This window comes from Streptomyces sp. SN-593 (genome assembly GCF_016756395.1).
Classification (GTDB): Bacteria; Actinomycetota; Actinomycetes; order Streptomycetales; family Streptomycetaceae; genus Actinacidiphila; species Actinacidiphila reveromycinica.
In genome coordinates this window covers 2893869-2905957 of the sequence record NZ_AP018365.1, presented here as the reverse complement: position 1 = coordinate 2905957, position 12089 = coordinate 2893869, and the positions used below count along the sequence as shown (strand labels likewise).

Genomic DNA, 12089 nt, shown 5'->3' with positions numbered 1-12089 from the left:
GCGGGCCGGGCACGGTGTGGGGGGAGTCCTGCGGTGGTGCCGTTGTGGTCGCCGGCGTGTCGCCGCTTCGTCGGCGGGTGGCCGGCGGGCCCTGGGTCCCGGGGCCCTGAGCGGTGGTGCCACACGCATATGCGTCATGCCGTATGCGCGTGGCGGGACCGCCTGTCTCCGATGCTCGGGCCCGGGCGGCAATCGTGCGCGGCACGTGAGGCGGCCGAGTGAAGCACCGCCCGGCCCGGCCCGCGGAGCGCCCCGGCAGGGAAGGAAACCACCGGGAAGCCTCCCCGGCGGCCGGCAACGGAACGTGCCGTCCCGCCGCCCGCGCCTTCGCGCGCCCCACCCCCCACACTTCCGGAGACCCCCGTGACGAAAACCCCGCACCCCGCCCCGCCGCCCGACCGCGACGGCGGTACCGACGAGCGCGTGCCCGTCCTGATCGCGGGCGGCTCGCTCGTCGGCCTGTCCGCGTCGCTCTTCCTCGGCCGCCTCGGCGTGCCGCACCTGCTGGTCGAGCGGCACGCCCGCACCTCGCACCACCCGCGCGGACGCGGCAACAACGTCCGCACCATGGAGCTGTTCCGCGCCGCCGGCGTCGAGGACCGCGTCCGCGCCGCCGCGTCGGTGCTCGCCGGGAACCACGGCATCCTCCAGGCCGACACCCTGACGGGCGCCGAGCAGGAGTGGCTGTTCCGGACGATCGACCCGGGCGGCTCCATCTCCCGGATCAGCCCGTCCGGCTGGTGCCTGTGCAGCCAGAACGACCTGGAACCCGTACTGCTGGCCGCTGCCCGCGAGTTGGGCGGCGACATCCGCTTCGGCACCGAGTTGGTGTCCTTCGCGCAGGACGCGGACGGCGTCACCGCGCAGATCGTCGACCGCGCCTCCGGCGGCAGCCGCACCGTCCGCGCCGACTACCTCGTCGCGGCGGACGGCCCGCGCAGCCCGATCCGCGAACGCCTCGGCATCCCGATGACCGGCCCCGGCGCCCTCTTCCACAACGTCAGCGTCACCTTCCGCGCCAAGCGGCTGGCCGACGCGGTCGGCGACCGCCGGTTCATCGTCTGCTACCTCACCAACCCCGAGAGCCCGGGCGCGCTGCTGCCCGTCGACAACGCCCAGGACTGGGTCTTCCACGCGCCGTGGCGGCCGGACGACGGCGAGAGCCTCGACGACTTCACCGACGAGCGCTGCGCCCACCTCATCCGTACCGCCGTCGGTGTGCCCGACCTGGAGGTCGAGATCACCGGCAGGGCGCCCTGGCACGCGGCGGAACGCGTCGCCGAGCGCTACGGGAGCGGCCGGGTGCTGCTCGCGGGCGACTCCGCGCACGAGATGTCGCCCACCGGGGCGTTCGGATCCAACACCGGTATCCAGGACGCGCACAACCTCGCCTGGAAGCTCGCGGCGGTCCTGGCCGGATGGGCCGGCCCCGGCCTCCTCGACAGCTACGACGCCGAGCGGCGCCCGGTCGCGCTGGCCACCGCCGCCCGCGCGTCGGCCCGCTCCGCCGAGCACAGCCACCCCGGCTACGACGCCGCGCCGGTCGCCGCCGGGCCGCGGGCCGGCATGATGCCGGCGGTGCTCGGCTACCGCTACCCGGTCGGCGCGGTGCTCGGGGCGGACCCCCGACAGTCCGCGGTGCCGCCCGAGTTCAGCCCGCTGGCGGTCCCCGGCGGGCGCGCGCCGCACCTGTGGGTACGGCGCGACGGAGAGCGGATCTCCACGCTCGACCTGTACGAGCACACGCCGGTCCTGCTCACCGGGCCGCAGGGCGGTGCCTGGTACGACGCCGCGCGGCTCGCCGCCGAGCGGATCGGGGTGCCGCTCGACCGCTACCGGCTCGGCCGTGAGCTGGAGATCCACCCGGGTGACGCGGGCGAGGCCGAGGACGCGGTCGGATCGGGCCGTCCGGGTGGTGCCGGGGGCGCGGGTGGTCCGGGTGGATCGGGAGAAGCGGGTGGTCCCGGCGGTGCGGGCCGTCCGGGCGGGCCCGCGCCCGACTTCTGCGCGCTGCACGGCATCCGGGAGGAGGGCGCGGTGCTGGTCCGCCCGGACGGGTTCGTCGCCTGGCGTTCCGAAGGGGCCCGCCCCGACCCGGAGTCGGTGCTGCGCGCCGCCCTGGCGGAGGTCTTCCACCGGGGCTGATCCGCCGGGCGCCCCCGGCTCGCCCCCGCGGGGCCCGGTGGCCGGTGGTGGGTCGCGCATGCGGCACCCGAGCCCGTTCGGGGCGCGACCCACCACCGGAAGGCCACCGGGGACCGTCACCTCGTCACGCGGTACACCCCCGACATGCCGTGCATCATGTGCGCGGCGACATGGCAGTGGTAGAGCCAGTCACCCGGGTTGTCCTCGCGGTACTCCACCGTGAGGGTGGTGGCCGGCCCGAGGACCTCCGAGTCGGTCCACCCGGTGGGCCTGAGCCAGCGGTGCCCGTGGATGTGGAAGACGTGGAAGGAGTTGCCGAGCGTGGCGACCCGCCACCTGATCCGCTCGCCGCTGCGCGCGGTGAACGTGGGGGCGTTGCCGACGAAGGCCCCTCCGTTGCACAGCGACAGGTCCTGCTGGAGGGAGGTCGCGTCGGAGGCGGACAGGTCGTGGAAGAAGAGCACGAACTCCCGGTCGACCTCGGGGGTCCGCGCGTCGGTGACCGCGATCATCCCGAACAGCCCCAGCTCCGCGCCGATCTCCATGACCGGCCCGTCCCCGCCGAACGCCCGCGAGTCCATCGAGTCGGGCATGGACGGTGAGGGGGAGGGCGCCGGCACGGAGCCGTCGGACGCGGTGGCGGGCTTCGGCGGCGTCTGCGGTGCCGCGTGGTCGTGGTAGGGCCAACTCCCCACGGAACTGGGCACGCAGGTCCAGGTGTAGGTGTAGGTCTCCCCGTAGGGGACGGCCGTTCCGGGCGTGTCCGGGCTGTCCGCCATCCACGCACCGTCGTTGGACGGGGTGTACCGCACCCCGTGCGGGTGCATGCTGTGCGGCCACTTGTAGTGCGTGTCGTTGTTGCGGAAGTGCACCTTGAGGACGTCGCCGACCTCGGCGCGCAGCACCGGCCCGGGGATGCCGCTGTTCGGGCCGATGCCCTGCGGACCCGGGTCGGCCGGCAGCGGCTGCTCCCAGTTCGGGGTGTAGGCGCGGTAGCCGATCGCCTGGAAGGTGGTGCGCTCGGCGGTGAAGGTCATGCCGGTCATGCCGTCGCGTCCGTTCGGCACGGCGTTGTGGGCGAAGGAGTCGGCCTGGATCCAGTACTCGCGCACCCGGCCGCCGCCGACCGCGCGGAACGCGTCCGCGGCGAAGGGGTCGGCGTCGGCGCCGCCCGCGGCGGCCGCCTCGGCGGGCGGTCCGGCCAGCGCCAGCGCGGCAGCCGCGCTGCCGCCGGTCAGCGCGCGCAGCAGGTTCCGGCGGCCGCTGCCTCGGCGCGGTTCGCGTACCGGCTCCGGTGACATGGAGGTCCTCTCGCTCGGGGATGGCGGCCGGCCCCCGGCGCCTGAAGGGCCTTCAGGCGCCGGCCCGGGCGCGGCCTGCGGGCGTCGCCGCGTACCCACTGTGCGGGCCGGGGCCGCCGGCGGGCGGCTGCCCCGCCCCTGGGGGGTGGCCGAAACAGGCAGGTGGCGGTGCCTGCCACCCGAAGAGCGGATGCGGTCACCCTCATGCGGCCGTCTCCGGTGGCGGTCCCGGCACGGCTGGCTGACGGTGATCTTGTCGTCACTGCGCTTGTCGGGCTGACACGTTGTCAGCCGGCGCACGTCGTCGCCGGAAGGAATCGTCCCCATGCGTACTGCCCGCACCCTCGTGGCCGGAGCCGCGCTCACCGCCTGTCTCGCCCTCGCCGCTCCGGCCGCTCACGCCGCGGGTGCCGTCGGCATCTACGACCCGAGCGGCCAGGGCTCGTCGTCGTCCTCCTCTTCCTCTTCTTCCTCCTCCTCGTCGGATTCGGGTAAGTACACCCACTCGTCCGACAGCGACAGCGACAGCGCCGGCTCGCAGGAGGCGACCGGCCACGACGCGCAGGACACGGCCGGCCACGGGTCGGACGGCGGCCAGTGGCACAAGCCGCACGGCGGCATGCACACCGGTGGCGGCGGCATGTCGATGGCCGGCGGCAGCAGCCTCGCGGCCGGTTCGGTGCTGCTGCTCGGCGGTCTGGGCGCCGGCGCGTACGTCCTGCGCCGCCGTCGTGCCACGGCCGGGGCCGGCGCCCTCGCCTGACCCGTCCGCCCTCCGGCCGCCCGGCCGGACCGTGGTGGCCACCGCCGTTACGGCGGTGGCCACCTCCCGGAAGAACCGCCGGGGCCCCGTTCCGGCGGCCGGGCGCGCACCGTCCCCCACCGCGCCCGGCCGCCCGGCCCCTCCCCGGCCCGCGCCGCCCGCCGCGCCGCCACCCGTCCCCGGCGCGCGGGCCGCCCCGCCCCGACCGCACGACCGCACGACCGCACGACCGCACCTCCTCCCGTATCCCGCGGACCGTCAGAAGGGCAGCACCCCCATGAGCACGCAGCAGCCCGGGCGCGAGCCCCGGACAGCGGACGCGCCGCCGGCGCGGGACAGCGGCGCCCGGGTCCTGCGCTGGGCCGCCGCCGCGGCCCTGCTCGGCGCGTTCCTGGTGTTCCGCTCCTTCGACTCCTCCAGCGCGGACACCGCGATCGGGGCCCCGGCGCCCGTGTCCACGGCGAGCGCCGCCCCGGCGCCGTCGAGCGACCCGGTGGTCACGATGCGGCCGACCACCGGACCGTCGCTGCCGCGTTCCGAGCCGACCCGGATCTCCATCCAGAGCATCGGGGTGAACGCCCCCTTCGCCCCGATGTCCATGGACGCCACCGGAGTGCTCCAGCCGCCGCCCGACACCGACCGCAACCTCGCCGGCTGGTACAAGGACGGCGCCACCCCCGGCGAGCGCGGCAACGCGGTCGTGGCCGGCCACGTGGACACCAAGACCGGCCCCGCGGTCTTCTACCTGCTGCCCTACCTCAAGAAGGGCGACGCGGTGGACATCACCCGCGCCGACGGCTCGATCGCCACCTTCTCCGTCGACGAGGTCGACACCTTCTCCAAGGGCGACTTCCCCGACCAGCGGGTCTACGGCGACACCCCCGACGCCCAACTGCGCATCATCACCTGCGGCGGCGTGTTCGACCGCAAGAAGCAGGACTACGAGGCGAACGTGGTCGTCTTCGCGCACCTGGTGTCGTCCCGGAACTCCTGATCCCGGGCGCCGCGCGGCGCCGAGCGTTAAGCCGCCCCTTCCACTTCCTTAAGCCCGCCCTAAGAACCCGCCCGGTGGTCCTGAACTGGCTTTTTGTCCGTTCGGCGCCCGCTAGCGTGCTGCCCGCCCCCACCCCCCGAGTGCAAGGCAGGCAGCCATGGCACCCACCACCCACCGCCGCCGTCCCGGCCGCCGGACGCAGGTGCTCTGCGCGATCACCGCCGCCGCGGCCGCCGCCGGCGGCGCGTTCGCCTTCGCCGGCTCCGCGAGCGCGGCCACCGTCGCGGCGGCCTACACCACGACCAGCGACTGGAGCACCGGCTTCACCGGGCAGTACGACATCAGCAACGCGTCCGGCAGTCCGCTGGACGGCTGGACGCTCACCTTCCGGCTGCCGGCCGGCACCACCGTCGGCACGCTGTGGAACGGCCGCTACACCGTGTCCGGGCAGACCGTGACGGTCACCCCGGAGAGCTGGGACCACACCCTCGCCCCCGGCGCGACGGCGCAGGTCGGCTTCACCGCGAACGTCTCCGGCGGCACCGGGCCCTCCGCCGCGCCGGCCGACTGCACCATCAACGGCGCCAAGTGCTCGGTGGACGACGACCCGACCACCGCGCCCACCGGCCGTCCCACCGACACCGCCACCCCCACCGCGCAGCCCACGCGGACTCCCACCGCCACCCCGACGGCCGCCCCCACCTCGGGGACCCCCACCGCCGGGACCGGCGGGGCCGCCTCCGGCGGGTTCGCCCCTTACGTCGACACCTCGCTCTACCCCGCCTACGACCTGACGGGCGCGATGAAGGCCGACGGGACCAGGCAGTTCAACCTCGCCTTCGTCGTCTCCGGCGGCGGCTGCACCCCGAAGTGGGGCGGCGTCACCGATCTCGACAGCGACGCGGTGGCCGCCCAGATCGGCGCCGTCCGCGCCGCGGGCGGCGACGTGCGCGTCTCCTTCGGCGGCGCCAACGGCACCGAACTGGCCGCCGCCTGCTCCTCGGCGAGCGACCTCGCGGCCGCCTACGGCAAGGTGGTCGACGCCTACCGGCTCACCAAGGTCGACTTCGACGTCGAGGGCGGCGCGCTGGCCGACACCGCGGCCGACACCCGCAGGGCGCAGGCGATCGCGCTGCTCCAGGCGAGCCACAGCGGCCTGGAGGTCTCCTACACGCTGCCCGCGATGCCCAGCGGCCTCACCCAGGACGGCGTCGACGTGCTGTCGGACGCCAAGAGCAACGGCGTCGCCGTGCACGCCGTCGACATCATGGCGATGGACTACGGCTCCTCCTACACCGGTGACATGGGGCAGTACGCCATCGACGCCGCCACCGCCACGCAGGCCCAGGTCAAGAGCGTGCTCGAGCTGTCCGACGACGCCGCCTGGCACGCGGTCGCCGTCACGCCGATGATCGGCGTCAACGACGTCGCCAGCGAGACCTTCACCGTCGCCGACGCCGGCGCGCTCGCCGACTTCGCGACATCCAAGGGCCTGGCCTGGCTGTCGATGTGGTCCGCCACCCGCGACAAGCAATGCCCCGGCGGCGCGCAGAGCCACGCCGACGCCACCTGCAGCTCCGTCACCCAGTCCGACGGCGACTTCGCCAAGGCGCTCGGCGCCTACACCGGCTGACCCCGCCGCGGGTCCGGCCGCCTTCCTGCCCCACCCCCACGAGGCAGGACGGCGGCGGGCTCCGGTCGCCGCGCACCCTCGTTCGCGGCGGCCGGAGCCCCTTTGCGCCCCTCAGGACCTGCCGGCCTCCTCCGGCGGATCCGGAAGGACGTTGTCGCGCGCCACCTCGGCGTACCAGTGGGCGCTCTGCTTGGGGATGCGGCGCTGGGTGCCGAAGTCGACGTACACCGCGCCGAAGCGCTTGCTGTAGCCGTAGGACCACTCGAAGTTGTCCAGCAGCGACCACAGGAAGTAGCCGCGGACGTCGGCGCCGTCGGCGAGCGCGCGGTGCACCGCCGAGAGGTGGCCGCGCAGGTACGCGATCCGCCGCGGGTCGTTGATGGTGCCCTCGGGCGAGATGTAGTCGTCGTAGGCGGCACCGTTCTCGGTGACCATCATCGCCACGTCGGGGTGTTCGCGGTGGACGCGCATCAGCAGGTCGTACAGGCCGGTCGCGTCGACCGCCCAGCGCATCGCGGTGGTCTCGCCGGGCGACAGGTGGAAGGCGACGTGCTCGGACCCGGGCCAGGGCGAGTGGTCGCTCGCGCCGTGGCCGTCCTCGCGCGGCAGGTCGGGGCTCTCGCGGCCGTCGGAGACCAGCGTCGGCGTGTAGTAGTTGATGCCGAGCAGGTCGATCGGGCGGGAGATCTCCTCCAGGTCGCCCGGCCGGACCAGCGCGTCCCAGTCGACCAGGTGGCCGGTGTCGGCGAGCAGGTCCTCCGGGTAGCCGTCGCCGAGGATCGGGCCGAGGAAGACCCGGTTGCCGACCGCGTCGATCCGGCGGGCGGCGTCCAGGTCGGCGTCCGACCGGCTGTGGGCCCGCACCTGGTGCAGGTTGAGGGTGATCGAGGTCCGCGCGGTGGCGGGGAGCACCGAGCGCAGCACCCCGATCGCCCGGCCGTGGGCGAGGTTGAGGTGGTGCGCCGCCCGCAGCGCCGACTCCGGTTCGGTCCGGCCGGGCGCGTGCACCCCCGACCCGTAGCCGAGGAACGCCGAGCACCACGGCTCGTTGAGCGTGGTCCAGTACGGCACCCGGTCGCCGAGGGCCCGCGTGACGATCTCCGCGTACTCCGCGAAGCGCTCCGGGGTCTCCCGCACCGTCCAGCCGCCGGCGTCCTCCAACTCCTGTGGCAGGTCCCAGTGGTAGAGGGTGGCGACGGGGGTGACGCCCTTGTCCAGCAGCTCGTCGACGAGCCGGCGGTAGAAGTCCAGGCCGCGCTGGACGGCCGGGCCGCGGCCGGTGGGCTGCACCCGGGACCAGGAGATCGAGAAGCGGTAGGCGCCCAGGTTGAGGTCCCGCATCAGCGCGACGTCGTCCCGGTACCGGTGGTAGTGGTCGGCCGCGATGTCCCCGGTGTCCCCGTTGAGGACCCGGCCGGGGGTGTGGCTGAAGGTGTCCCAGATCGACGGGGTGCGGCCGTCCTCGGCCGCGGCGCCCTCGACCTGGTAGGCCGCGGTGGCCGCCCCCCAGACGAAACCGGGGGGGAATCGGAGTGCGGCCGGGCTCGCCGCTGCCTCCGCGCTCTGCGAACGGACTGCTGTCATGGCGGGGGACTCCAGGGGAATCAGGGGTCGTCGGGGGAGGAGGGGGTGCGGGGCGCGGACGCCGCGCGCGCCGGGCAGGCGCGGGAAGGGGCGCGCCGGCCGCGGGGATGTCAGCTCTTGACCGCGCCGGCGGTGATCCCGCCGACGATCTGCCGGCCCAGCACCGCGAAGACCAGCAGCAGCGGCAGCGTCGCGACCAGCGCCCCGCACACCACCACCGCGTGGTTGATCGTGTGGTCGCCGGAGCCCAGGCCCTGCAAGGCCACCTGCACCGTCGGGTTCTGCTGGTTCAGCGCGATGAACGGCCAGAAGAAGTCGTTCCAGGACTGCACGAAGACGAGCATGCCGAGCACCGCCATCGCCGGACGGGCGATCGGGAACACCACGTGCCAGATGATCCGCAGGCTGTGCGCCCCGTCCACCCGGGCCGCCTCGACGAGTTCCACCGGCAGCGCCTCGGAGAGGAACTGCCGCATGAAGAAGACGCCGAACGCGGCCACCAGCGACGGCAGGATCACCGACTGGATGTGCCCGACCCAGCCGACGTTCGTGATGATCTGGTAGAGCGGGATCACCGTGAGCTGTGGCGGGATGGTCATGGTCGCCACCACCACGGTCAGCAGCGCGTTGCGGCCGCGGAACTCCAGCTTGGCGAAGGCGAATCCGGCGAGCGTCGCGAAGAGCACCGTGCTGAGCGCCACGCAGCCCGCCACGATGGTGGAGTTGATCAGGGCCGTGGTCATGTCGACCTGGTCCCACACGATCTTCAGGTTGTCGATCAGGTGGCTGCCGGGCAGCAACGGGGTGGGCGGCGTGACCAGTTCGGTGTCGGTCCGGGAGGCCGCCACCACCGTCCAGTACAGCGGGAACAGCGACAGCACCGTGGCCAGGATCACCAGCGCGTACGCGATCGGGCCGGCCTTCTGCTGGCCGCCCGCGCTGTGGGCGCGCACCCGGCGGCGCCGGCGCGGTTCGGGGGAGGAGTGCCGGGGCCCGGTGGACGGGATCGGCTGGGTGAGTTGTGCCATCGTCAGCTCCCAAGCTTGCGGCGGTTGTTCCGCAGGACGAGCAGCTGCACCGCGCCGATGAGCAGCAGGATCAGCAGCATCACCCAGGCCACCGCGGACGCCTGGCCCAGCTCGCCGATCTGCCAGCCCTTGTCGTACATGTACAGGCTGAGGGTCTGGTACTGGTGGTCGGTGCCGCCGGAGACGCCCACGCTGCCGCCGAACATCAGCGGCTCGCCGAAGAGCTGGGTGGCGCCGATGGTGGACACGATGATCGTGAAGAAGATCGTCGGCCGGATCGACGGGATGGTCACGCTGACGAACTGCCGCCAGCGCGAGGCGCCGTCGAGCGCCGCCGCCTCGTACAGGTCGGCGGGCACCGCCTGCATCGCGGCCAGGTAGATCAGCGCGTTGTACCCCGTCCAGCGCCAGGTCACGATGGCCGAGATCGCTATCTGCGCGGGCCACTTGGACGAGTTCCACTGCACGTGCCCGGCGCCGACGTGGCCCAGGAACTGGTTGATCATCCCGTAGTCGGGGTTGAAGAGCTGGATGAAGACCAGCGTGGCCGCCGCGATCGAGGTGGCGTACGGCGCCAGGATCGCCACCCGGAAGAAGCCGCGGGCCCGCAACTGGTAGTTGAGCAGGTGGGCCAGGCCGAGCGCCATCATCAGCTGCGGCACCGTGGAGATCACCCCGAGGGTGAAGGTGTTGCGCAGCGCGGTCCAGAAGAAGCTGTTGTCCCACAGCGCGGTGTAGTTGTCGAAGCCGACCCAGGTGGCGTGCGTGCCGAGTTGGACCTCGTGGAAGGAGAGCCACCCGGTGTAGATCAGCGGGAACAGGCCGAAGGCGGCGAAGCAGAGGAAGAAGGGGGCGATGTACGCGTACGGCGACGCCTTGGTGTCCAGCCGGAACGCCTTGGCGCGCCAGCCGCCGGGCGGGCCGGGGGCGCCGCTCTTGCGGCTCTTGCTGGGGTCGGTCCGGGACGACCGGGGGCTGCCGTCGGACGTCGCCCTGACGGAGGTGGCCACGGGGTGCCGTCCTTCCGGTAGGGAATCAGCGGGCGGGGAGGGGACGGGGCGGGGCGGACCGCCCGGCAGGCGGGAGTTACTGCCGGGCGGTCCGCAGCGGCGGCGGTGCGACCGCCGGGACCCGGTCGGACGGACCTCGGTCCGGCCGGCGGCGTGGAGCCGGCCGCGGACCGGGGACGGGCTGCCGACCCGGGGTCAGCTGCCGACCTGGTCCTTGACTGCGGCCTGCACCTTCGACCACGCACTGGCCTTCGAGGTGCCGCGCTGCTCCATGTCGAGCAGGCCGTTCTGGGTGATGATGTCCTTCACGGTGCCGTCGTTCGGACCGATCGGGGCCGGCTGGATGTTGTGCGCGGTGGTGGCGAAGATCTTGCCGATCGGGGTGCCGGGGAAGAAGTCGTTGGTGGTGTTCTCCACCGCGGGGTCGTCCAGGCCGGCCTTCGTCGACGGGATGTTGCCGAACTTCTGGAAGACCTTGACCTGCTGGGCCGGCGCGGTCAGCCACTGCGCGAGGGCCTCGGCCTCGGCGACGTGCTTGCCGGACTTCGGGACGCTGAGGAAGGAGCCGCCCCAGTTACCGGCCTGCGGGGGCTGGGCGATGTCCCAGTTGCCCTTGTTGGCGGTGCCGGAGTCGGCCGCGACCTGGCCGATCATCCAGCTCGGGCACGCGACCGTGGCGAACTTGTTGGTCTTGAACGCCGCGCTCCAGGTGTTGTTCTGGTCGAACTGCTGGAGCTTGGCGGTCAGTCCGTCCTGCACCGCCTCGGCGGACAGGTTCCACGCGGTCTGCACGCCCGGGCTGGAGTCGTAGATCAACTTCCCGCTCTGGTCGGAGTACTGCGTGGTCTGGCTGGAGAGCACCGCGTTGAACAGGCCGCCGGCGGAGTCGGTGAAGGCGACGCCCTTGGGCGACTTGGCCTTGAACTGCTTGCCGACGTCCACGAACTTCTGCCAGTCGCCGGCCCACAGCGCCGCGACGGCGTCCCGGTCGGTGGGCAGCCCGGCTGCCTTGAACAGGTCCTTGCGGTAGCAGATCGCGGTCGGGCCGACGTCCGTGCCGACACCGATGATCTTGCCGTCGGAGGTGGTGGCCTCCTTCTCCTTGTAGTCCAGCCAGTTGCCGGCGTCGAAGCCCTTGACCGTGGTGAAGTCCACGAACTTGTTCGCGTACTGCGGCTGGGTCGCGTTCGCCACGAAGCCGATCTCGATCGCCTGGATGTCGTCGAGGCCGCTGTTCTGGGTGAGGTGCAGCTTCAGGGAGTTCCAGTACTGGCCGCTGTCGGAGACGTTGTCTTCCTTGATGGTGATGTTCGGGTGCAGCTTGTGGTACTCGGCGAAGAGCTTCGCGCCCGTCTTGTCGTCGTAGCCGAACGAGCCGAAGTCACCGATGCGCAGCGTGATCTTCTCGTTGGACGATCCCCCCTTGCTGTCGTCCTTGCTGTTGCTGCCGCAACCGGTGATCAGGGTCGCGCAGGCTGCGAGACCCGCGACCGCGAGAACGGCGGTCCTGCGGGTTCTGCCGGAAGTGCGCATTCCACTCTCCTTGTCAGGGTGGGTCGTGCGATGCGGTGGTGCGTGCGATGCGGGTGGAGCTGTCCCCGGGTGACGACGAAAACGGCGATCGTCGGAAG

General features: G+C 73.1%; 9 protein-coding genes. 4 read left to right on the top strand and 5 right to left on the bottom strand.

Annotated elements, in window-relative coordinates:
- The first annotated feature begins 363 nt into the window (after positions 1-363).
- Positions 364-2145 (top strand): FAD-dependent oxidoreductase, encoded by a 1782-nt coding sequence (locus tag RVR_RS11915; RefSeq protein ID WP_202233829.1) that lies wholly within the window; start codon positions 364-366, stop codon positions 2143-2145.
- 116 nt (positions 2146-2261) lie between these two features.
- On the opposite strand, the gene RVR_RS11910 is transcribed toward RVR_RS11915, so the two are convergent.
- Positions 2262-3446, bottom strand: a complete 1185-nt coding sequence (locus tag RVR_RS11910; RefSeq protein ID WP_202233828.1) for a multicopper oxidase domain-containing protein — start codon at positions 3444-3446, stop codon at positions 2262-2264.
- A 325-nt stretch (positions 3447-3771) separates the two neighbouring features.
- Between RVR_RS11910 and RVR_RS11905 the strand changes: the two genes are divergently transcribed.
- The 3 genes from RVR_RS11905 to RVR_RS11895 all read left to right on the top strand — a co-directional run bounded on the left by RVR_RS11905 (position 3772) and on the right by RVR_RS11895 (position 6836).
- Positions 3772-4209 (top strand): hypothetical protein, encoded by a 438-nt coding sequence (locus RVR_RS11905; RefSeq protein WP_202233827.1) that lies wholly within the window; start codon positions 3772-3774, stop codon positions 4207-4209.
- 277 nt (positions 4210-4486) lie between these two features.
- Positions 4487-5203 carry a class F sortase gene (locus RVR_RS11900; RefSeq protein WP_202233826.1) on the top strand — a complete coding sequence of 239 codons (717 nt, stop codon included), beginning with the start codon at positions 4487-4489 and terminating at the stop codon, positions 5201-5203.
- A 157-nt stretch (positions 5204-5360) separates the two neighbouring features.
- A complete protein-coding gene (locus RVR_RS11895; RefSeq protein WP_202233825.1) occupies positions 5361-6836 on the top strand; it encodes a glycoside hydrolase family 18 protein in 1476 nt (491 codons plus the stop codon).
- Positions 6837-6947: 111 nt separating this feature from the next.
- On the opposite strand, the gene RVR_RS11890 is transcribed toward RVR_RS11895, so the two are convergent.
- From RVR_RS11890 to RVR_RS11875, 4 genes are all read right to left on the bottom strand, one after another.
- Positions 6948-8420: a GH1 family beta-glucosidase gene (locus RVR_RS11890; protein WP_202233824.1), complete on the bottom strand. Its 1473-nt coding sequence runs from the start codon at positions 8418-8420 to the stop codon at positions 6948-6950.
- A 110-nt stretch (positions 8421-8530) separates the two neighbouring features.
- Entirely contained in the window at positions 8531-9448 is a 918-nt protein-coding gene (locus RVR_RS11885) for a carbohydrate ABC transporter permease (protein WP_202233823.1), read from the bottom strand.
- Positions 9449-9450: 2 nt separating this feature from the next.
- Positions 9451-10458 carry a carbohydrate ABC transporter permease gene (locus tag RVR_RS11880; RefSeq protein WP_202233822.1) on the bottom strand — a complete coding sequence of 336 codons (1008 nt, stop codon included), beginning with the start codon at positions 10456-10458 and terminating at the stop codon, positions 9451-9453.
- Between the two features lie 195 nt (positions 10459-10653).
- Positions 10654-11991 (bottom strand): ABC transporter substrate-binding protein, encoded by a 1338-nt coding sequence (locus tag RVR_RS11875; protein ID WP_202233821.1) that lies wholly within the window; start codon positions 11989-11991, stop codon positions 10654-10656.
- Positions 11992-12089: the final 98 nt, after the last annotated feature.

Bases quoted from the DNA above. Each gene is read 5' to 3' on its own strand.
- RVR_RS11910 (WP_202233828.1), bottom strand. From the start codon at position 3,446: ATGTCACCGGAGCCGGTACGCGAACCGCGCCGAGGCAGCGGCCGCCGG.
- RVR_RS11905 (WP_202233827.1), top strand. From the start codon at position 3,772: ATGCGTACTGCCCGCACCCTCGTGGCCGGAGCCGCGCTCACCGCCTGT.
- RVR_RS11900 (WP_202233826.1), top strand. From the start codon at position 4,487: ATGAGCACGCAGCAGCCCGGGCGCGAGCCCCGGACAGCGGACGCGCCG.
- RVR_RS11895 (WP_202233825.1), top strand. From the start codon at position 5,361: ATGGCACCCACCACCCACCGCCGCCGTCCCGGCCGCCGGACGCAGGTG.
- RVR_RS11890 (WP_202233824.1), bottom strand. From the start codon at position 8,420: ATGACAGCAGTCCGTTCGCAGAGCGCGGAGGCAGCGGCGAGCCCGGCC.
- RVR_RS11885 (WP_202233823.1), bottom strand. From the start codon at position 9,448: ATGGCACAACTCACCCAGCCGATCCCGTCCACCGGGCCCCGGCACTCC.
- RVR_RS11875 (WP_202233821.1), bottom strand. From the start codon at position 11,991: ATGCGCACTTCCGGCAGAACCCGCAGGACCGCCGTTCTCGCGGTCGCG.